Annotated in this window: 15 protein-coding genes; 7 read left to right on the top strand and 8 right to left on the bottom strand. The window is 70.6% G+C overall.

Going from position 1 to position 21320, the window contains the following annotated elements:
- Nucleotides 1–29: 29 nt before the first annotated feature.
- Nucleotides 30–1049, bottom strand: coding sequence for a tripartite tricarboxylate transporter substrate-binding protein (locus H0523_RS15345; RefSeq protein ID WP_231689876.1), 1020 nt, complete (start codon nucleotides 1047–1049; stop codon nucleotides 30–32).
- A gap of 208 nt (nucleotides 1050–1257) precedes the next feature.
- On the opposite strand from H0523_RS15345, the gene H0523_RS15340 reads away from it, so the two are divergent.
- Nucleotides 1258–2316, top strand: a complete 1059-nt coding sequence (locus tag H0523_RS15340) for a serine hydrolase domain-containing protein (protein WP_054431174.1) — start codon at nucleotides 1258–1260, stop codon at nucleotides 2314–2316.
- 164 nt (nucleotides 2317–2480) lie between these two features.
- Nucleotides 2481–3491 carry an aldo/keto reductase gene (locus H0523_RS15335; protein WP_054431176.1) on the top strand — a complete coding sequence of 337 codons (1011 nt, stop codon included), beginning with the start codon at nucleotides 2481–2483 and terminating at the stop codon, nucleotides 3489–3491.
- 108 nt (nucleotides 3492–3599) lie between these two features.
- On the opposite strand, the gene H0523_RS15330 is transcribed toward H0523_RS15335, so the two are convergent.
- Nucleotides 3600–4172 carry a TetR/AcrR family transcriptional regulator gene (locus H0523_RS15330; protein WP_054431178.1) on the bottom strand — a complete coding sequence of 191 codons (573 nt, stop codon included), beginning with the start codon at nucleotides 4170–4172 and terminating at the stop codon, nucleotides 3600–3602.
- Nucleotides 4173–4387: 215 nt separating this feature from the next.
- Here H0523_RS15330 and H0523_RS15325 point away from each other — a divergent pair, with 215 nt between their 5' ends.
- The 3 genes from H0523_RS15325 to H0523_RS15315 all read left to right on the top strand — a co-directional run bounded on the left by H0523_RS15325 (nucleotide 4388) and on the right by H0523_RS15315 (nucleotide 10223).
- Nucleotides 4388–5566: an efflux RND transporter periplasmic adaptor subunit gene (locus tag H0523_RS15325; protein ID WP_054431180.1), complete on the top strand. Its 1179-nt coding sequence runs from the start codon at nucleotides 4388–4390 to the stop codon at nucleotides 5564–5566.
- 92 nt (nucleotides 5567–5658) lie between these two features.
- On the top strand, nucleotides 5659–8796 hold the full coding sequence (locus H0523_RS15320) for a multidrug efflux RND transporter permease subunit (RefSeq protein ID WP_054431181.1): 3138 nt from the start codon (nucleotides 5659–5661) through the stop codon (nucleotides 8794–8796).
- 5 nt (nucleotides 8797–8801) lie between these two features.
- Nucleotides 8802–10223, top strand: a complete 1422-nt coding sequence (locus H0523_RS15315; protein WP_054431183.1) for an efflux transporter outer membrane subunit — start codon at nucleotides 8802–8804, stop codon at nucleotides 10221–10223.
- A 28-nt stretch (nucleotides 10224–10251) separates the two neighbouring features.
- Here H0523_RS15315 and H0523_RS15310 read toward each other — a convergent pair whose 3' ends face one another.
- Together H0523_RS15310 and H0523_RS15305 are read right to left on the bottom strand one after the other, a co-directional pair.
- The gene (locus H0523_RS15310; RefSeq protein WP_054431185.1) at nucleotides 10252–11586 is read right to left on the bottom strand and encodes an MFS transporter; all 1335 of its coding nucleotides are present in this window, start codon (nucleotides 11584–11586) and stop codon (nucleotides 10252–10254) included.
- 68 nt (nucleotides 11587–11654) lie between these two features.
- Nucleotides 11655–13307, bottom strand: a complete 1653-nt coding sequence (locus tag H0523_RS15305; protein ID WP_054431187.1) for a GMC family oxidoreductase — start codon at nucleotides 13305–13307, stop codon at nucleotides 11655–11657.
- 204 nt (nucleotides 13308–13511) lie between these two features.
- On the opposite strand from H0523_RS15305, the gene H0523_RS15300 reads away from it, so the two are divergent.
- Entirely contained in the window at nucleotides 13512–14351 is an 840-nt protein-coding gene (locus H0523_RS15300; protein WP_054431189.1) for an IclR family transcriptional regulator, read from the top strand.
- A gap of 80 nt (nucleotides 14352–14431) precedes the next feature.
- Here H0523_RS15300 and H0523_RS15295 read toward each other — a convergent pair whose 3' ends face one another.
- Genes H0523_RS15295 through H0523_RS15285 form a run of 3 tightly spaced genes read right to left on the bottom strand, consistent with a single transcriptional unit; the run spans nucleotide 14432 to nucleotide 18784 of the window.
- The gene (locus tag H0523_RS15295; protein WP_054431191.1) at nucleotides 14432–15742 is read right to left on the bottom strand and encodes an MFS transporter; all 1311 of its coding nucleotides are present in this window, start codon (nucleotides 15740–15742) and stop codon (nucleotides 14432–14434) included.
- Nucleotides 15739–16770: a class I SAM-dependent methyltransferase gene (locus H0523_RS15290; RefSeq protein WP_054431193.1), complete on the bottom strand. Its 1032-nt coding sequence runs from the start codon at nucleotides 16768–16770 to the stop codon at nucleotides 15739–15741. The genes H0523_RS15295 and H0523_RS15290 overlap by 4 nt, the downstream gene beginning before the upstream one ends.
- A gap of 22 nt (nucleotides 16771–16792) precedes the next feature.
- Nucleotides 16793–18784, bottom strand: coding sequence for a TonB-dependent receptor (locus tag H0523_RS15285; RefSeq protein ID WP_054431195.1), 1992 nt, complete (start codon nucleotides 18782–18784; stop codon nucleotides 16793–16795).
- Nucleotides 18785–18995: 211 nt separating this feature from the next.
- Between H0523_RS15285 and H0523_RS15280 the strand changes: the two genes are divergently transcribed.
- Nucleotides 18996–19916 (top strand): helix-turn-helix domain-containing protein, encoded by a 921-nt coding sequence (locus H0523_RS15280; RefSeq protein WP_054460746.1) that lies wholly within the window; start codon nucleotides 18996–18998, stop codon nucleotides 19914–19916.
- Nucleotides 19917–19921: 5 nt separating this feature from the next.
- On the opposite strand, the gene H0523_RS15275 is transcribed toward H0523_RS15280, so the two are convergent.
- Nucleotides 19922–21097 (bottom strand): low temperature requirement protein A, encoded by a 1176-nt coding sequence (locus H0523_RS15275; protein ID WP_054431197.1) that lies wholly within the window; start codon nucleotides 21095–21097, stop codon nucleotides 19922–19924.
- Between the last annotated feature and the right edge of the window lie 223 nt (nucleotides 21098–21320).

Here is a 21320-nt window from a genome sequence, read left to right as displayed (position 1 = left end):
GGCGCGCCAGGGACATCGCGCTTGGCGCTTTATTCGACGCGGGCGCCGGACGCGGTCACCAGGCCGCCGGTGGCGTCCCAATCCGCTTTCAACAGATCCTGGAACTGGGCCGGCGACTTGGCTTCTGCCTCCACGCCCAGCGCCGCCAGGCGCGCCTGCACCTTGGGATCGGCCAGCACCTGATTGACGGCGGCGTTGATGCGGTCGCGCTCGGCCGGCGCGATGCCCGCCGGGGCCAGCAGGCCCAGCCACGAATCGAAGGCATAGCCGGGCAGGCCGCTTTCGGCCACGGTCGGCAGATCGGGGGCGAAGCGCGAGCGCTGCTTGCCGGTGTACGCCAGGAAGGTCACGCGCGGATCGTTGCGGTAGCCGGTGACGCCGATGGTGGCGGCGGTGACGGCCTGCACCCGGCCGGCCAGCAGCTCGGTCACCGCGTCGCCGGTGGACTTCATCGGGATGTGCTGCATCCGCGCGCCGGCGGCGGCCAGCAGCGAGGCCATGCCCAGGTGCGAGGCGCTGCCGTTGCCGGCCGAGGCGTAGTCGTAGGCGTCGGGCCTGGCTTTGATGGCCTGGATGAATTCGGCGGTGTTGGCCACCTTCAGTGTCGAGGACGCCAGCAGGATGTAGCCGGTGTTGCCCAGGTAGGCGACGCCGGTGAAATCCTTGTAGGGGTCGTAGCTCAGGTTCTTGTACAGGTAGCCGGCGATGTGGTGGCTGGCGGCGGCCAGCACCAGCGTGTTGCCGTCGGGGGCGGCGCGCGCCACCTGCGCGGTGCCGACGGTGCCGCCGGCGCCGGCGCGGTTCTCGACCACGATGGAGGCGTCCAGGGCGCGGCCCAGTTCGTCGGTGATGGCGCGGGCGATGGTGTCCTGCACCGCGCCGGTGCCGTACGGCACGACGACGCGGATGACGCGCGATTCGGCGTGGGCGGCGCCGCTCCAGGCGGCCAGGGCCAGCAATGCGGCGCCCAGGCGCGCACGGGCGCCGCGCGGGGCGGACGAGGGCGCGCGCGGGGCACGCGAAGCGAAGGGGGTGAAGCGATCAGGCATGAGGCGGCAATGTGGTCCGGGAATGTGGGGCGTTGGACTCTACCGGCCGCGGCGGCGCGCGCCAACGATTGATTCCCGCGTTGCTTATTGCCGGCGGCCATATCGCGGCCGGATGGCTGCGCCGGCGTTGGCGGCGCGGCGGGGATGGATATACTCGCTAGCGCCATCAGCGATCAGCCATCGGCCAACGACAAGACAAGGGAATGCAATGAACGCGCTCATGCAGCAGGCGATCCAGTTCGCCAACGACCACGAAACCGCCTGGGACCGCAGCGTCGACGGGGTCTTCGGGGTGCACCAGAACGATCCGCCGCCGTGGAACCGGCTGCTGGGCCCGATCCACGACCGCGGCCCGGTGTCGGGCGTGGTGGTGCGCGACGGCCAGACGCTGGCGGCCTGGGGCGAGCCCGAGCGCGCCGACCTGACGTTCAGCGTGGCCAAGCTGTACCTGGCGATCCTGGCCGGCCTGGCGCACGACCGCGGCCTGCTGCCCGACGTCGACGAGCCCGTCGGCAAGCGCGTGCCGGGCATCGGCTTCGATCATGGACAGAACGCCGACATCACCTGGCGCCATCTGCTGCAGCAGACCAGCGAATGGGAGGGCGAGCGCTTCGGCGTGTCCGACCAGGCCGACCGCTACCGCGCCGTCACCTTCGGCGTGCCGCCGGACGGCAAGAAGGGCGATGCGCGGCCCTTGCAGCGTCCCGGCGCGTACTGGGAATACAACGACGTGCGCATCAACCAGCTGTCATATGCGCTGCTGCACCTGTTCCGCAGGCCCTTGCCCGAGGTGTTCCGCGAGGCCGTCACGCGGCCGCTGGGCGCCAGCGAGAACTGGCAATGGGTCGGCTACGACAACGCCTGGGTCGAGATCGACGGCCAGCGCATGCCGTCGGTGCCGGGCGGCTCGCACTGGGGCGGCGGCATGTCGATCAGCGCGCGCGACCAGGCGCTGATCGGCCAGATGCTGCTGAACCAGGGCCGCGCGGCCGACGGCCGCCAGGTGCTGTCGCCCGAGTGGATCGCCGCCATGCGCCAGCCTTGCGCGATCGCGCCGTACTATGGCTATCTGATCTGGCTGAACCACGAGGGCCGCGTGTTTCCGAGCGTGCCGGCGTCCAGCTTCTTCGGCGTCGGCGCGGGCAGTTCGTTCACCTGGGTCGAGCCCGAGCGCAAGCTGGTGGTGATCGTGCGCTGGCTCGATTCGGCGCATGCCGACGCGCTGTTCGGCAAGATCCTGGCGGCGGTGGACGCCCCGCCGGCCTGACGCGCCGTGGGTGGATTCCCTGCCGGGCGCAGGGATTTTCAGCGGCGCGCCGGCCGGCTTCTGGCAACATGCCCCTTTGCCCGCCGCGCCCCGGGCGCGCCGCATCGCTTCGCTTCCTGTCACGCTTTCCCCGCGCACCTCGCGCGCCGACCAAGGATTTCGCCATGAACTACCGCCGTCTCGGATCAAGCAATCTTCGCGTATCGCCCCTGTGCCTGGGCACCATGATGTTCGGCGAGCAGACGCCCGACGACGAGGCCGCGCGCATCGTCGCGTCCGCGCGCGACCACGGCCTGAACTTCATCGACACCGCCGACGTCTACAACGACGGCCGTTCCGAGGAAGTGGTGGGCAAGTTGCTGCAAGGACAGCGCCACGACTGGGTGCTGGCCAGCAAGATCGGCAACGTGGTGGGCAAGGGCCCGAACCAGTCGCACTATTCGCGCCAGTGGCTGATCCGCGGCGTCGAGCAGAGCCTGGCGCGCCTGGGCACGGATTTCCTCGACATCCTGTACCTGCACCGCGACTACCACGAGGAAAACCTGGAAGAGGCGCTGTGGGCGCTGGGCGACCTGATCCGCGCCGGCAAGCTGCGCAGCTTCGGGCTGTCGAACTTCCGCGGCTGGCGCATCGCCGAAACCCTGCGCCTGTGCGAAAAGCTGGGCGTGCCGCAGCCGGTGGTGTGCCAGCCGTACTACAACATGCTCAATCGCGGCCCCGAGGTCGAGATCCTGCCGGCCTGCCAGCACTACGGCCTGGGCGTGGTGCCGTACAGCCCGATCGCGCGCGGCGTGCTCACCGGCAAGTACCTGCCGGGCCAGGCGCCGGCCGCCGACACCCGCGCCGGGCGCGGCGACCGCCGCATCCTGGCCACCGAGTTCCGTGAAGAGTCGCTGCAGATCGCGCAGCGGCTGGTCGAGCACAGCGCCGCCCGTGGCGTGCAGCCGGGCCATTTCGCCACCGCCTGGGTGCTGGCCAATCCGGTGGTGACCGGCGTCATCGCCGGCCCGCGCACGCTGGCGCAGATGGACGACTACTACGCGGCGCTGGATGTCACGATCACGCCCGAGGACGAGGCGCTGGTGGACAGCTGGGTCACGCCGGGCCACGCCTCGACCCACGGCTACAACGATCCCAACTATCCGTTCCACGGCCGTCCGGTCGCGGCGGGCTGAATTCCGGCGAAGGGCGGGGAGCGCGCAGATGTCGCGCCTGGCGCCTTCGCGGGTCTGGCGCCGGGGCCTGTCAGGCGGCAGGCCTGGTGACGCCTGGGCGGGGCGCTTTCAGCGCGCCGCCGGCGCCGGTTCGGCGCTGATGCCGTGCAGCAGGATCTGTTCGGCCACGCCGGCGATGCCCAGCCGCGCGATGCGGCCGCGGCGTTCGGCGTCCACCATGCTGGTGATCACCGTGATCAGCAATTCGGTCAGCGCCGCCGCCGTCACGTCGACGCGGAACGCGCCTTCGCGCTGGCCGCGCAGGAAGAACGCGTCCAGCGTTTCCTGGTAGCCGGACCAGCTGTCCATGATGTCCGGCTGCATCTCCATGTCGGGCTTCCAGTTGTACATCAGGAAGACCGTCAATTCCTTGTGCGCCAGGTGCTGTTCGATCAGGTTGCGCAAGGCCTCGCGCGGCGGCGCGGCGTCCAGCCGGGAATCGGCCAGCGTCTGCTTCATGACCTGCGCGCCGTGCGTCATCAGCCGCGTCACCAGCTGATCGCGCGTCTGACAGAAGCGGTACAGCGTCGCCTTGCTCACCCCCACCGCCTTGGCCAGTTCCTGCAAGGTGCCGCGGGGGTGGTCGACCATCGCCTGGGCCAGCGCAATCAACAGCCGTTCGTGCCCGATATCCTCAGACATCGCGTTTCCTTCCTCATTGTTCCGCTCATGGGATAGCTATTGGAGCATAAGCGATTCAATTTGCGCAAATTTTCGCAAAATTGACAAGTTAAGAGTTGTTAAGCACTCAAAAGGTACTTAACAGAATTAAATGAATCATTATTGATTCAAAATGATCTTCAAGATACCATTCGACTCTTATTGAGTTCAAGACGCCGTGGGCGGGAGGTATCGAAATGAGCAAGCATCAACCCTGGCGTTGGCCTGTCGCGGTGGCGGCCGCCGCCGTTCTGTTGGCCGGTTGCGGCGGCGAGGCCGGGCCGACCGCCGCCGCCGAGCCCCGCGCCGTGCAGGCAGTGGCGGTGCAGCCACAGCGCTACACGCTGGCCAGTTCGCTGCCGGGCCGGGTCGAGCCGGTGCGGGTGGCCGAGGTGCGGGCGCGGGTGGCCGGCATCGTGCTCAGCCGCGAGTTCGAGGAAGGCGCCGACGTCAAGGCCGGCGACGTGCTGTTCCGTATCGACCCGGCGCCGTTCAAGGCGGCCCTGTCGCGCGCCGAGGGCGACCTGGCCAAATCCGAGGCCGCGCTGTCCGAGGCCCAGGCGGTGGTGCGGCGCTATACCCCGCTGGTCAAGATCGAGGCCGTCAGCCAGCAGGACTTCGACACCGCCACCGCGGCGCTCAAGAGCGCCCAGGCCGCGCGCCGCTCGGCCCAGGCCGACGTCGAGACCGCGCGCCTGAACCTGGACTACGCCACCGTCAAGGCGCCGATCTCGGGCCGCATCGGCCGCGCCCAGGTCACCGAGGGCGCGCTGGTGGGCCAGAACGAGGCCACCGTGATGGCCAAGGTCCAGCAGCTCGATCCCATCTACGTCGACTTCACCCAGCCGGTGGCCGACATGCTGCGCACGCGCACCGCCATGCAGACCGGCGAGCTGGGCCAGGAAGAGGGCGCCGCCATCTCCATCAGCATCGACGGCACCGACCGCAGCCGCAATGGCCGCCTGCTGTTCTCGGATATCGCGGTGGACCGCGGCACCGGTCAGGTGTCGCTGCGCGGCGAGTTCGCCAATCCCGACGTGCTGCTGCTGCCGGGCATGTATGTGCGGGTGCAGACCCGCCAGGGCGTGGACCCCGACGCCATCCTGGTGCCGCAGCGCGCGGTGGTGCGCAGCACCGACGGCAAGCCGCAGGTGCTGGTGGCGGGCCCGGACGACGTGGTCGAGACGCGCGCCGTGCGCACCGGCACCATGCGCGGCGCCGACTGGCACATCGTCGAAGGCCTGGCGGCCGGCGACCGCGTCATCGTCGGCGGCGTGAGCGCCGCCGTGCCCGGCCAGAAGGTCAGCGTGACGCTGGTGCCGCAGGCCGACAAGGTCGCGGCCGCGCCGGTCGCGGACGCCGTGGCGCGGCACTGATGGCCATGTCGCCCCTTCCTTCCTCTTGCCCGCAGGGCCGGCCGTTGCGGCGGCCGGTCTCCCTGCGCCGCTCATCCTTCCGAGGATAGATCATGTCCAGGTTTTTCATCGACCGCCCCAAATTCGCGTGGGTGGTGGCTCTCTTCATCTCGCTCGCCGGCCTGCTGGCGATTCCCTCGCTGCCGGTGGCGCAGTTCCCGGTGGTGGCGCCGCCCCAGGTGACCATCAACGCGACCTATCCCGGCGCGTCCGCCAGCACCCTGGTGGACTCGGTGACCAGCGTCATCGAGGAGGAACTGAACGGCGCCAAGCACATGCTGTACTACGAGTCGTCCAGCAGCTCCAGCGGCAGCGCCGAGATCACCGTCACCTTCCAGCCCGGCACCGATCCGGCGCTGGCGCAGGTGGACGTGCAGAACCGCATCAAGAAGGCCGAGGCGCGCCTGCCCACGGCCGTGACGCAGCAGGGCCTGCAGGTCGAGCAGGCCAGCTCCAACTTCCTGATGATCTACGCCCTGACCTACAAGGGCGAGGACGCCGGCAAGGACGTGGTGGGCCTGTCCGACTACGCCGCGCGCCACGTCAACAATGAGATCCGCCGCGTCGACGGCGTGGGCAAGGTGCAGTTCTTCGGCGCCGAGGCGGCCATGCGGGTCTGGATCGACCCGCAGAAGCTGCTCGGCGTGGGCCTGTCGGTGGCCGACGTCAATGCCGCTATTGCCGCGCAGAACGTGCAGGTGCCGGCCGGCAGCTTCGGCAGCCGCCCCGGTTCGCCCGAGCAGGAGCTGACCGCCACGCTGGCGGTCAAGGGCACGCTGGACACGCCCGAGGAATTTGGCCGCATCGTGCTGCGCGCCAACGCCGACGGCTCGTCGGTGCGGCTGGCCGACGTGGCGCGCATGGAGGTCGGGCGCCAGAGCTATGACTTCGAGACCCGCCTGAACGGTCGCAAGGCGGTGGGCGCGGCGGTGCAGCTGGCGCCGGGCGCCAACGCCATCGACACGGTCAAGTCCGTCAAGGCGCGCCTGCAGGAGCTGTCGGCCTCGTTCCCCGAGGACGTCGCCTATTCGGTGCCGTTCGACACCTCGCGCTTTGTCAGCGTGGCCATCGAGAAGGTGGTGCACACGCTGCTGGAAGCCATGGTGCTGGTGTTCCTGGTGATGTTCCTGTTCCTGCAGAACGTGCGCTACACGCTGATTCCGGCCATTGTGGTGCCGGTCTGCCTGCTGGGCACGTTCGCGGTGATGTCGGTGCTGGGCTTCTCGGTCAACATGATGACCATGTTCGGCATGGTGCTGGCCATCGGCATCCTGGTGGACGACGCCATCGTGGTGGTCGAGAACGTCGAGCGCATCATGGCCGAGGAAGGGCTGTCGCCGCGCGAGGCCACCATCAAGGCCATGGGCCAGGTGTCGGGCGCCATCGTCGGCATCACCATGGTGCTGGCGGCCGTGTTCCTGCCGCTGGCCTTCATGAGCGGCTCGGTGGGCGTGATCTACCGCCAGTTCTCGTTGTCGCTGGCGGTGTCGATCCTGTTCTCGGGCTTCCTGGCGCTGACCTTCACGCCGGCGCTGTGCGCCACCTTCCTCAAGCCGATCCCCAAGGGGCATCACGAGGAGAAGCGCGGCTTCTTCGGCGCCTTCAACCGCTTCTTCACGCGCCTGACCAGCCGCTTCGAGGCGCTCAATTCGCGGCTGGTGCGCCGCACCGGGCGCTACATGGTGGTCTACGGCGCCATCGTGGCGATGCTGGGCGTGCTGTACGCGCGCCTGCCGGAATCGTTCGTGCCGCCGGAAGACCAGGGCTACGTCATCGTCGACATGCAGCTGCCGCCGGGCGCGACCCATCTGCGCACCGACAAGGTGGTGGCGGATGTCGAGCAGCACCTGATGTCGCTGGACGCCATGGGCGACGCCTTCACCGTGATGGGCTTCAGCTTCTCGGGCACCGGCCAGAACGCGGGCATCGCTTTCCCGACCCTGAAGGACTGGTCCGAACGCGGCAAGGGCCAATCGGCCAATGACGTGGCCGACAGCGTCAACGGCCGCTTCGCGGCGATCGACGACGGCGCGGTCATGGCCGTCAACCCGCCGCCCATCGAGGGCCTGGGCAATTCGGGCGGCTTCGCGCTGCGCCTGCAGGATCGCGGCGGCGTGGGCCGGGCGGCGCTGACGGCGGCGCGCGACGAGCTGCTGACCAAGGCCAACAGCTCGCCGGTGATCGCCTACGCCATGATGGAAGGCCTGGCCGATGCGCCGCAGCTGCGCCTGGACATCGACCGGCAGAAGGCCGAGGCGCTGGGCGTGGGCTTCGACGTGATCAATACCGCCATCTCGTCGGCCTACGGCTCGGCCACGGTGAACGACTTCGCCAATGCCGGCCGCCTGCAGCGCGTGGTGGTGCAGGCCGACGTGCGCGACCGCATGACGCCCGAAAGCGTGCTGCAGCTGAACGTGCCCAACAAGTCGGGCGGCATGGTGCCGCTGTCCGCCTTCGTCCAGACCCGCTGGGAGAACGGGCCGGTGCAGATCTCGCGCTACAACGGCTATCCGTCGTTCAAGATCGCGGGCGACGCCCGGCCGGGCCACAGCACCGGCGAGGCCATGGCCGAGATCGAGCGCATCGCCTCGGAGTTGCCGGCCGGCATCGGCTACCAGTGGACCGGGCTGTCGCTGCAGGAGAAGTTCGCCGGCGCGCAGGCTCCGATGCTGTTCGCGCTGGCGTTCCTGGTGGTGTTCCTGCTGATGGTGGCGCTGTACGAAAGCTGGGCCATTCCGGCCTCGGTGATGCTGATCGTGCCGATCGGCGCGCTCGGCTCGGTGCTGGCGGTGACGGTGCTGGGCATGCCCAACGACGTGTACTTCAAGGTCGGCCTGATCACCATCATCGGCCTGGCCGCCAAGAACGCCATCCTGATCGTGGAGTTCGCCAAGAGCCTGCGCGAGCAGGGCCACACGCTGATCGACGCCGCGGTCGAGGCGGCCAAGCTGCGCTTCCGGCCGATCGTGATGACCTCGCTGGCCTTCATCCTGGGCGTGGTGCCGCTGGCGCTGGCCAGCGGGGCCGGCGGCGCCAGCCAGCGCGCGCTGGGCGTGGGCGTGATCGGCGGCATGTTGAGCGCGACCCTGCTGGGGGTGATCTTCGTGCCGGTGTTTTTCGTGTGGGTGCTGTCGTGGATCAAGGCCAAGCGGGCGGCAACGCCGGCCGCCGCCGCCGCGACGCAGGAGTGAATCTGATGAAACCGACTTTTATCTTCTCGCGGCTGGCCGCCGCGGTCCTGGCCGCCGTCCTGGCCGGCTGCTCGATGGCGCCGACCTACCAGCGGCCCGAGGCGCCCGTGCCCACGACCTGGAACGCGCCCGCGGCGGGGGGCGCGCCGTCGGCCGCCGCCACGCTGGACTGGCAGTCGTTCGTCACCGACGACGGCCTGCGCCGGCTGGTGACGCTGGCGCTGGACAACAACCGCGACCTGCGCCAGGCGCTGCTGAACATCGAGGCGGCGCGGGCCCAGTACCGGGTGCAGCGCGCCGACCGCCTGCCGGGCATCAACGCGCAGGGCAGCGGCACGCGCCAGCGGGTGCCGGGCGACCTGAACAGCAGCGGCAGCGCCGGCGTGCAGAGCAATTACCAGGCGGGCATCGGCCTGACGTCTTTCGAGATCGACCTGTTCGGCCGCGTGCGCAGCCTGTCGGACGCGGCGTTGCAGGAATACCTGGCCACCGAGGCCACGGCCCGCAGCGCCCAGATCAGCCTGGTGGCCGAAGTGATCCAGGCCTACCTGGCGCGCGACAGCGCGCTGCGCCGCCTGCAGGTCACGCGCCAGACCCTGGAAAGCCGCGAGGCCTCGCTCGGTCTGACCGCCAAGCGGCGCCAGGCCGGCTCGGCCACGGCGCTCGACTACCAGGAAGCGCTGGGCCTGGCCGAACAGGCGCGCGCCGACCTGGAGCGCATCGACCGCGAAGCGCGCCAGGCCGGCAATGCGCTGGCGCTGCTGGTGGGCGTGGGCGACCTGGGGCCGTTCCTGCCCAAGGGGCTGGCCGAGGGGCCGATGCTGGTGCAGGAGATCGCCGCCGGGGCGCCGTCCGAATTGCTGGAGCGGCGGCCCGACATCCTGGCGGCCGAACACCAGCTGCAATCGCGCAACGCCAGCATCGGCGCGGCGCGGGCGGCGTTCTTTCCGAGCATTTCGCTGACCGGCATGTTCGGCAGCTCCAGCGCCGAGCTGTCGAATCTGTTCGACTCGGGCCAGCGCGCCTGGTCGTTCGCGCCGCAGATCACGCTGCCGATCTTCGCCGGCGGCCGCAATACCGCCAACCTGGACCTGGCCAACGCGCGCAAGGACATTGCCGTGGCGCAGTACGAGAAGACCGTGCAGTCGGCCTTCCGCGAGGTGGCCGACGCGCTTGCCGCCACCGACACGCTGCGGCGCGAGGAGGCTTCGCGGCTGGCGTTGACGCAGTCCAGCGCGCAGGCCATGCAGCTGTCCGAGGCGCGCTATCGCGGCGGGGTCGACAGCCACCTGCGCTACCTGGATGCGCAGCGCCGCGCCTATGCCGACCAGCTGTCGTACATCGAGGTGGCGACGCAGCGGCAGGCGGCATTGGCGACGCTGTTCAAGGCGCTGGGCGGCGGCTGGCTGCCGTCGGCGCGCGGCTGAGCGCCGGCCGCTCGCGCGGTGCAAGCGCCTAGGCCTTGCGCAGGTTGGCGCCCGCCGGCGGCGCCGCGCCATCCTGCGCGGCGCTGCGCCCGCCGCGTCCGATCAGCCACACGCACAGGGCCGACACCACGCCCGAGAACAGCACGTACAGGCAGATCAGCCATGGCTGGCCATTGCCGGTCTTGAGCAGCGCGGTGGCGATGATGGGCGTGATGCCCGAGGCGAAGATGCCCGAGAACTGGTAGACGAACGAGATGCCGGTGTAGCGCACCTTGGCGTCGAACAGCTCGCAGAACAGGGCCGCCTCCGGCCCGTAGACGGCGGCGTAGAAGATGCCGAACGGAATGATGATGGCCAGCCACACCAGCATCACGCTGCCCTGGCTGTTGAGCATCAGCCAGAAGCCGGGGAAGGCCGCCACCGCCGTGATCAGCGAGCCCCAGAAATACACGCGGGTGCGGCCGATGCGGTCGGACAGCCGGCCGAAGTAGGGGATGGTGAAGCACATCACCAGCGCCGCCGCCATCACCCCGGTCAATGCTTCGGTGCGGGTGATCTGCAGCGTCTGGGTCAGGTACGAGATCGAGAACACGCCGAAGACGTTGAAGAACACGCCGTCGATGTAGCGCGCGCCCATGCCCTTGGCGACGTTGCCGGGATAGCGGCGGATCATGTCCATGAACGGGATGCGGCTTTCGGCGTTGTCGCGCTTGACCGCGGCGAACTCGGGCGTTTCCTTGATGTTCAGGCGGATGTACATGCCGACCCCGACCATCGCGGCCGAGGCCAGGAACGCCAGGCGCCAGCCCCAGGCCATGAACTGCTCGTCGGTCAGCAGCGTCGACAGCAGCGCCACCGTGCCGGACGCCAGGCACAGGCCGATCGCCAGGCCGATCTGCGGCAGCGAGGCGTAGTAGCCCTTCTTTTCGGGCGGGGCGTATTCGTAGGCCATCAGCACCGCGCCGCCCCATTCGCCGCCCAGGCCGATGCCCTGGAACACGCGCAACAGCAGCAGCAGGATCGGCGCCCAGATGCCGATGCTGTCATAGGTGGGCACCAGGCCGATCAGGAAGGTCGACACGCCCATGATCATCAGCGTCATCACCAGCATGCTTTTCCGGCCGATGCGGTCGCCGAAATGGCCGAACACCAGCCCGCCCAGCGGGCGGGTGATGAAGCCCACCGCGAAGGTGGTGTAGGCCAGCATGGTCGAGACCAGCGGGTCGCCAGTGGGGAAGTACAGCTTGTTGAACACGATGCCGGCGACCACGCCGTACAGGAAGAAGTCGTACCACTCGATGGTGGCGCCGATCAGCGACGCGGCGACGACTTTGCGCACCGCGGTTTCGTTCTGCTTGGCCATGCCTGTCTCCTTTGGGGGAAGCGGGCGGCGCTCTGCGGCGCCGCTCCGCGGGTTGCGGTCAGCTCATGTCATGCCGCCTGTTGCAATACCGGCTGCGCCTGGACGCGCGGCCGCGCCGCGTGCAGGTCCTGCAGGATGAAATCGGCCGCGCGCTCGGCCAGCATCACCACCGGCACGTTGGTGTTGCCCGAGACCAGCGTCGGCATGATGGAGCAATCCACCACCCGCAGCCCGCTCACGCCGTGCACCCGCAGGCGCTCGTCGACCACCGCCAGGGGGTCTGCGCGCGGGCCCATCTTCGCGGTGCCCGACGGGTGGAAGATGGTGGCGCCGTACTCGCGGCAGAAATGCAGGATCTCGTCGTCGCCCTGCACCTCGGGCCCGGGCCGGAATTCGCGCTTCATCAGGCCGGCCAGCGGTTCGGTGGCGGCCAGCCGGCGCGCGTACTTGACCGCTGCCACCGTCATGCGCCGGTCCAGCTCGGTGGACAGGTAGTTGGGCTGCATGGCGGGCGCCTCGAACGGATCGGCGCTGCGCAATTGCACGGTGCCGCGCGAGGACGGCCGCAGCTGGCACACCGAATAGGTGCAGCCCGAGAACGGATGCACCTTGCCGCCGGCCATGTCGGCCGACAGCGTGGCGAAATGGAATTGCGTGTCGGGCGTGGCGCTGGCCGGATCGACGCGGCAGAACAGGCCGCCCTGGTTGATGCCCACCGCCAGCGGCCCGCCGCGGAACAGCAGCCATTGCAGCCCCATCGCGGCGCGGCCGTGCAGCGTGCGCAGCTGGTCGTTGGTGGTGATGGGCCGGCGCGTCTCGTAGATGAGGCGGATCTGCAGGTGGTCCTGCAGGTTCTCGCCCACGCCTGGCAGGTCGCGCACCACGCCGATGCCGAAGCGGCGCAGCAGCGCGGCCGGGCCCACGCCCGACAGTTGCAGCAGTTGCGGCGATTGCAGCGCGCCGGCGCACAGGATCACCTCGCGGCGGGCGCGCAGGGTGCGCACCTGGCCGTCCTGGCGATAGCGCACGCCGCAGGCGCGGCTGCCCTCGAACAGGATCGCCATGGCGTGCGCGCCGGTCTCCACCCGCAGGTTGGCGCGGCCGCGCGCCGGACGCAGGTAGGCCACGGCGGTGGAGCAGCGGCGGCCGTTGCGGGTGGTCAGCTGGTAGTAGCCCACGCCTTCCTGGTCGCCGGTATTGAAGTCGCGCACATGCGGCAGGCCGAGCGCGCCGGCGGCGCCGATCAGGCCTTCGACCAGCGGATGCGGCGTCTTGATGGAGGTGGCGTTCAGCGGCCCCTCGGTGCCGCGCGTGGCGCCCGCGCCGAGATCATTGTTTTCCAGCTTGCGGAAGTAGGGCAGGCAGTCGTCCCAGCTCCAGCCGGGGTTGCCGGCGGCGGCCCAGTCGTCGTAGTCGCGCCGCTGGCCGCGGATGTAGATCAGGCCGTTGATGGCGCTGGAGCCGCCCAGCGTGCGGCCGCGCGGCCAGTAGATGCGGCGGTTCAGCATGTTGGGGTCGGGCTCGGTGTAGTAGCCCCAGTTCAGCACCTTGTGAAACATGGTCTTGCCGTAGCCGATGGGGATGTGGATCCACGGCGAGCGGTCCGGCGGCCCCGCCTCCAGCAGGCACACGCTGTGCTGGCCGCTGGCGCTCAAGCGGTTCGCCAGCACGCAGCCGGCGGAACCGGCCCCCACCACGATGTAGTCCACGGCATCGGACATGTCTGTTTCCTCCTTGGCCTGGCCGTGCCGTGACGCGGGGAGTCCCTCGTCCGGACGGCGCGTTTACCCTGCTTGCCGCGCCGCCGGGCACTTATATACTGGCCTGATGCGAGGGGGCGCGGCGACGCGCAAAGGTTCCGTATCTGTGGCGATTCTAGGAAGCCGCCACGGGAAAGAAAGCGCGGCAAGCGCGGGAACGGCGAAATGGCACAGAACATGGATCTTCGGTTTCAAAATCGCAGTGCAGCATCGGCGCGGACGCCCGACGCCGACGAACCGCAGGATGCCTCGCGCTCGCTGCGCGCGCTGCTGGTGCTGGACTACCTGGCCCGCGCCCAGCATCCGCCCACGCTGGCGCAACTGGCGCAGCGCCTGGATATGCCCAAGTCCACCTTGATGCGCTTGCTGGCGTCGATGCAGCGCGCCGGTTTCGTCGCCGCCACGCCCACTGAAAACGGTTTCGTGCCGGGGCCGCAGGCCACCGCGCTGGCGCTGTCCACGCTGCACGCCTCGGCCTTCACGCGCGCCTGCCGCGCGGTGCTGGCGCAGCTGGTCGGCAAGCTGGGTGAAACCTGCAATCTCACCGCGCCCGACGGCGACCAGGTGATCTACATGGAGCGGGTCGAGACCACCGAACCGCTGCGCCTGTTCTTCGCGGTCGGCAGCCACGTGCCGATGCATTGCACCGCCAGCGGCAAGCTGTTTCTGGCGTCGATGAGCCGGCTGGAGCGCGGCCGGGTGCTGGCGCGCCTGCCGCTGACGCGCAACACGCCGCGCACGCTGACCGACCCGGCGCGGCTCGAAGACGAACTGGAACGGCTGGCCACGCGCGGCATCGGCATCGACAACGAGGAGTTCGTGCGCGGCATGAGCGCGGTGGCGGTGCCGGTGCGCGACGCGCAGGACCGCGTGGTGGCGGCGGTGGCGTGCCACGCGCCCACCGCGCGGCTGATGCTCGACGACCTGCTGCGCGCGGTGCCGGTGCTGCAGGGCGCGGCGCAGTCGATGAGCGCGGTGCTGGCCGAGCACCGGCCGGGCGGTTGAGGGCGGCGGCAGGGCGCCCGATGGCTGGCGCGGGGGGCGCCTTTCAGGATTGAGCGCGCGAGGCCCGGTAACGCAAGTCCTTATCCCGGCAGCGCGGCCGCCCGCCGCCAAGCCAGCGCCAGCACGGCCGCCGCGCCCGCCGTCAACGTCGCCAGCATCGCGACCGGACCGGCCACATCGAGCAGGATCCCGGCCGCCAGCGGCGCGGCGATGCGCGTCAGTGCGAACAGGCTGGACTGGATGCCGTAGTCCAGCGCCTGCAGGCCCGGCCGCGCGTGCGACATCATCAGGCCGAACGCCAAGGCGGCGGTGGCGCCCATGGCTGCCGCCACCATCATGGCGCAGGCCGCCAGCACGGCCGGCGCCGCGTTCAGGCCGATTGCCAGCGTCAACGCCAGCAACGCGGCGGCCCCGGCGCCGGCGTGCAGCCGCACCGCGCGGCCCGCGCCCAGGCGCTTGAGCAGCCGCGCGCCCGCGATGCTGGCCACGGCGCCGATCGCGCCGCCCGCGACGCCGACCAGCCAGGCCACGCGTTGCGGCGCCAGCCCCTGGTCCAGCAGCAGCGGCTTCAGATAGAACCAGCCGGCGCCGATGAAGGGGAACAGCAGGGCCAGCAGCGGCAGCCAGTGGCGGCTCGCGGGCAGGCGCAGGTAAGCGATGGCCTGGCGCGTGGTCGAGGTAGCGCCGGCGGCGGGCAGGGGCGCGCAGGGTTGCCCCTGTGCGTCATCCCGCGTCGATGCGAAGGCCATGTCGACGTGTGCATCGCGCGGGGCGACCGCATCGTCGTTGGCACGCTCGGCATGCATGGCGTCCATGGTTTCCCGCAGCAGCAAGGTCAGCGCCGCGCCCAGCGCCAGCGCGCCGGCCATGATCAGGAACGGCGCCTGCCAGCCCCAGCGCGCCTGCGCCAGCAGCATCAGGCCGCCGCCAACGATCGCGCCCAGGCACAACGCCATCGAGCGGATGCCACCCGCCGAGGCGCGGCCAGCCGCGGGCAACACGCGGATCGCCAACGCGTTGACGGGCACGTCGGCCCAGGTGCCGGCCAGCGCGGCGGCGGCCGCCAGCGCGAACAGCATGGCGCCATCGTTCAACAGGTCGCGCCAGCCCAGCGCCAGCAGCACGGCGGCGTAGGCCAGCAGCAGCGCCACCGTCCAGCGCCGATAACCGCCACGGCTGGCGCCGCGCCGGTCCAGCGGCATCGCCAGCAGGAACTTGAACACGGTCGGCAGGCTGGCCAGCTGGAACAGGCCGATGGCGGTGCCGGACCAGCCGTGCTGGCGCAGCACCAGCGGCAGGCCCAGCCACAGATAGACACCCGGCGCGGTCAGCGCCAGGTTGAGCCAGCCGAACAGGGCCTGGGCCAGGCCGTGGCGCAGGCGCGGCGTCATGGCGCGGCCCGGCGCGCCGACAGCACATGCAGCGGCGCCAGCGGAAAGCGGTCGGCGTCGAAGCCGCGCACCTCGGCGAAGCCGGCGGCGCGCAGCGCGTCGGCCAGTTCCCCCTGGCGCGTGACGCGCCGGCCCAGCAGCAGCATCGGCAGGTAATAGCGCAGCACGCGCGCGGCGGCCTCGGCGTCATCCGGGATTTCGGCGTGCGCCATCACCAGCAGGCCGCCCGGCGCCAGCGCATCGTGCATCTTGCGGATCGCGGCGGCGGCGTCGGGCACGAAATGCAGCACCGACGAGCACCAGATCAGGTCGTAGCCGGCGCCGATATCGGCCGTGGCCAGGTCGCCGCCCACGGCCGCCATGCGCTCCGCCAGCCCGGCGGCGGCGATGTTCTCGCGCGCCACGGCGGCGGTCTCGGGCCAGTCGAACACCACGCCGCTGGCGTGCGGGCGGTCCTGCACCAGCGCGATGCCGATCAGGCCCGGACCGCCGCCCAGGTCGAGGATGCGGCGGGCCGCATCGGCGCCGGGCACGCACGCGACCGCCTCGCGCGCCGCCGCCACGGCCAGGGCGCGTTGCTCCTGGCCGATCTGCACGCGCGCCGCGTTGGCCCATGCGCCGGCCTCGGACGGGGCGGCCGGGGTGGCCAGTGCGGCGGCGGGATCCTGGCGCAGCCGTTGCGCCAGCTGCTCGCCGGACTGCGCCAGCGAGCGGCGCCGGTAGCGCCAGGCGTCGCCGCAGTAGTGGGGGCGTCCCGCCACGAAGTGGTCGCGCGCGGTGGCCGCGCAGCGGTAGAGCGGCGGCGCGCCGGCGATGCGGTGCAGCAGGCGCAGGCTCCACAGCATGTCCAGCAGGTGCTCGGCGGCGGCGGGGCGCAGCGCCAGCGCCTGCGCGATTTGCGCGGCGCTGGCCGGCGCCAGCAGGTGCGCGAACAGGCCCAGTTCCAGGGCGGCGTCGAGCGCGGCGGTTTCGACCGGCGCGGCGGCCAGGTCCCAATAGCGTTGCAGGGGCAGGGGGGAAGTCGGCATGGCGGGTTCCTTGGGATGCGGTTCAAAGGCGCCAGGTCAGGCGCAGGCCCACTTCGCGCGGCGGGCTGTAGACGGTGACGATGCCGTTCTGGTAGCCCACCGCGTCGTAGCGGCGGTTGGCGAGGTTGTTGACGTAGGCGGCGATCTCGACCTGCCGCACGGTGACGCCGGCCGCCAGGTTGACCAGCGCGTAGCCGTTGCGGCGGTAGCGGTTGGCGGCGTCCAGATAGACCGGGCCGGTGCCGCTGAGCGAGGCCTGTGCGTACCAGCCGGCGGGGGCGTCGTAGCGCGCGGTCAGGTGGCCGTTCAGGCGCGGCGCGAACGGGTTCTGGTTGCCGCTGTAGTCGTTGGCGCCATCGCGGAAGTGGCTGAAGCGGGTGCGGTTCAAGCCCAATCCGGTCTGCAACGACCAGCCCTGGCCCAGCAGGTATTCGAGCTCGAATTCCGCCCCGATCGAACGCGCCGACGCGGCGTTGGTGACGTACACCAGGCCCGGCAGCGGCATCTGCTGCACCTGCATGTTGTCGACCGTCATCACGTAGAACGCGGCGGCGTAGCGCAGGCGGTTGCCGGGCAGCCAGCCCTTGGCGCCGATCTCGTACGCGCGCAGCGTTTCCGGCTGGTAGGCGGCGTAGTCGGCGGCCGGCGAAAACACGTTGTAGCCGCCGGCGCGAAAGCCATCCGCGACCGAGGCGTAGACCTGCTGGCGCGGCGCGAAGGCGTATTGCAGCGCCAGCTTGGGCGTGACGCGGGTCCAGTCGGCGCGGCGCGCGCTGTCGCCTTGCGGCGTGAAGCGCACGGCGTCGCGCTCGACGCGGGCGCCGGCCTCCAGGGTCCAGCGCTCGGCCAGCGGCACGGTCCAGTGGGTGAAGGCGGCGCCGGACTGGCCGCGCAGCCGCACCACGCTTTCGGTCAGGCCGCGCGGCATCTTCTGGGTGTTGCGCAGGTCATGGTCGTCGCCGTCGGCGTACAGCCCCGCCAGCCAGTGGGCGCGGCCCAGCGCGCCCTCCAGCCGCAGCTCCTGCGACAGATTGCGGAAATGGTGGTCGCGGGCGATGTGCAGCAGGTCGGCGGGCTGGAAATCGGTGTCCTGCTGCACGCGGTCGCGCAGGTCGTTCCAGGCCGTCACCGACGTCAGGCGCAGGCCGCCGTCCAGATCGTGGCGCAGCGACAGCGACGCGCTGCGGCCGATGGACCGGTTCCAGCTCGGCGTGCCGGACGCCACGGTGGCGCGCGAGGCCGTGGGCGAGCCCCACAGCGCGGCGCCGTCGCGGTAGTTGATCTGCGCATAGCGCAAGGTGGCGTCGGTGCGCGCCGACGGCGTCCAGCGCAGCGCCAGCTTGCCGTTGCGCAGTTCGCGGTCGTCCTCGCGCCGGCCGGTGTAGGTGTTGTCGATGAAGCCGTCCTGGCCGCGCCAGGCGCCGGCCACGCTGGCGTAGAGCGTGTCGTCGATGATCGGCCCGCTCAGGTCGAAGCGCAGCATGCGCAGGTCGCGGCTGCCCACGGTGGTGGAGACGCTGCCGCGCAGGCTGTCGCCCGGCTGGCGGGTATGGACGTTGATGACGCCGGCTTCCGCGTTGCGGCCATAGAGCGCCGATTGCGGGCCGCGCAGCACTTCGACGCGGTCGATGTCCAGCAACTGGTCGTCGAAGCCCTGCGCCATCAGCGTGGGCACGCCGTCCACCACCAGCAGGGTCGAGGTCGAGAACGAAAAGAAGTTGGCCGACAGGCCGCGCATCACGGCCGCATTGACGCCGGCCTGGCCGAACGGCTGGAACGTCAGGCCGGGCGTGATGCGCTGCAGGCCCGCCAGGTCGACGACGCCCTGGCTTTCGAGCATGTCGCCGTCGAACACCGACAGGCTGCCGGGCAGCGATTCGAGGGCGCGTTCCTGCTTGTCGGCGGTGACGGTGATGGCGGGCAGTTGCGCGGCGGTCTGCGCCAGCGCGGCGGGCGTGGCGCAAAGCCACAGCACAACCCAGGCGGCGCGAGGGTGGGGAAGAGGGCGATTCATCGGGATTCCTGTGCAAGCAGTCACGGCGGCCGAACGCGCGGCGCCGTCCCGAAGATGGTATTTTCTTATGCGAACGAATATCATTAGCATTCATATGCGAACCGGATGGATTCGTATGCATTCCGGCGCATCCGCGCCCGGGCCGATTCCTGGCCCCCGTCCCGACGCCATCCCGGCCCCGTCCCGCCACCCGTCATCCGCCGTCGAAACCATGTCCCTGCGCATCTCCGCCACGCTCGCCCAACCCGGTCCGGCCGCCCGTCCCGGCTGGTCGCGGCTGGCGCTGCCGGCGGATCTGGGCGAGTGCGTGGCCGACCGCCTGGACCTGGGCGAGGGCCTGGCCCTAGTGCATTCGCAATACACCCCCGTGCGCGACCTGATCGAGGAGAACGCCGCCGCGCATGGTGGGCGCACGCTGGTCATCACGCTGGCCCTGGGCGGGGTCTCGGCCTATCGCGGCGCCGATGGCGCCGAGCTGGATTTCCGCGGTGGCCAGACCACGGTGACAGCGTTTCGCCGTCACCTGGGCGAGCGCCGCTACCTGGGCGGCAGCACCGTCTCGCAACTGCGCCTGCTGGTGGGCGAGGCGGCGCTGCGCCGCTATGCCGGCGAGGCCCAGGCCGAGGCGTTGTTCGGCGCCGGCGGCCTGCGGCGGCTGGCGCAGGGCCGCACCAGCGCCGACCTTGCCGCCGTCGCGGCCGAGCTGGCGCGGGCCAGCGACCCGCTGGACACCCACATCAAGGCGTTGACGCTGCTGTCGCGCCAGTTGCGCGCGCTGGCGCCGACGCCAGCGGCGGGCCGGTTCAGCCAGGCCGACATCGCCCGGCTGGAGCGGGCCCATGCGCTGATGCGCGAACAGATGGATCGCGAACTGACGGTGCAGTACCTGTGCCTGGCGACCGGGCTGAACGAGTTCAAGCTCAAGCAGGGCTTTCGCGCGCTATACGGCGACAGCCCCATGCGGCTGCTGACCGGCATGCGCATGCGGCGCGCCTGGGAATTGCTGGAAGGCGGTTGCCAGGTGGCGCAGGCGGCCTATCAGGTGGGCTATCGCCATCCGGCCAACTTCAGCGCCGCCTTCACCCGTTTCCATGGCCGCGCGCCCAAGTCGGTGTTCGGCAAGCGGGGGTGACGCCCTTAGTGCGCCGCCCGCATCCGCCGCCGCGACACGCTTTCCCACCCGGCCACCAGCATCATGATCAGCGTCGTCAGGCCCCCGACCATCAGGTTGTCGGTGACGAACGCGATCGGCGCCAGCGCCGCCAGCAGCGCCAGCCCGATCACGTGCGACAGCGGGAAACGGCCATACACCACCGTCTTGTAGATGCCGTTGCCCAGCAGGTACAGCGCCGGGCCGCCGAGCAGCGCGGCGGCGGCCGCCGTGACGATGCGGCCGTCCGGATGCAGGATGACCAGTTCGTTGGCCACCGCCGAGACGATCACGCCGGCGATCAGGATCACGTGCACGTAGTGGAAGTAGGCCCCGACCCGACCCGGATCGGCGTGGTGCGCGATGGCCTCGCTGCCGTCCTTGCTGCTGGTGTCGAAGTACACCCACCACATCGCCGCCGTGCCCAGGAACGCGGCCAGCAGCGCGATCAGCGTGGGCGCGTCCCAGTGCGGGTGCTCGCCCAGCGTGGCGCCGGTGATCAGCAGCGTCTCGCCCAGCGCCACGATCACGAACAGCTGGCAGCGTTCGGCCAGGTGGCCGCCCTCGATGGTCCACTCGCGGGTGCTGGAGCGGCCCATGCCGGGCAGCCAGAAGCCGGCCATGGGCGACAGGTATTCGCAGGCCACCGCCACGATCCACAACGCCAGCCGCGTATCGCCCGAGGACAGGCCGCCGGCGATCCAGAACACCGCCGAGATGCACAGCCAGCCCAGCATGCGGCGGAAGTTCGGCGCCAGCGGATGCGACGGCCCCAGGTGCAGCACCACGAACAGAGTGCGGCCCACCTGGATCAGCACGTAGCAGATAGCGAAGACCAGCCCGCTCTCGCCGAAGGCGCCCGGCAGCACCGCCGCCGCCACCAGCCCGGCCAGCATCACCGCGAACAGCATCAGCCGCATCGGCACCGCGTCGGGATCGAACCAGTTGGTGACCCAGCAGGTGTATTGCCAGCCCAGCCACACCGCGAACCACAGCACCAGCGTGTGCAGCGCGCCCATCAGGGTCAGGTCGTGCAGCAGGCTGTGCGACAGCTGCGTCACGGCAAAGACATAGACTAGGTCGAAGAACAGCTCGACAAAGGTGACGCGGGCCTCGTGGCCGTCGCGATGGCGCAGCAGATGGGCGCTGGCGAGAAATGTCATGGCGGCGCTTCCTGTCCGGTGGAGGGGCGTCGCCAGATTACTCCCGGCCGCGCGGGCCGATCGTAAATAATTCAAAAGACGTGGCGCGCCCGCGACGCCTCAGTGGCCGGCCGGCGTGTCGCCGTGTCCGCCCAGCTCGCGGTTGCGCGAGCGCACCAGCGCGGCGGCCAGCGCCGCCGCCACGGCCGCGATCACCGCGCCGGCCAGGAAGGTCACGCGGTAG

The organism is Achromobacter insuavis (assembly GCF_902859645.1).
GTDB classification, from domain to species: Bacteria; Pseudomonadota; Gammaproteobacteria; order Burkholderiales; family Burkholderiaceae_B; genus Achromobacter; species Achromobacter insuavis.
This window is presented reverse-complemented; position numbering and strand designations above follow the sequence as displayed.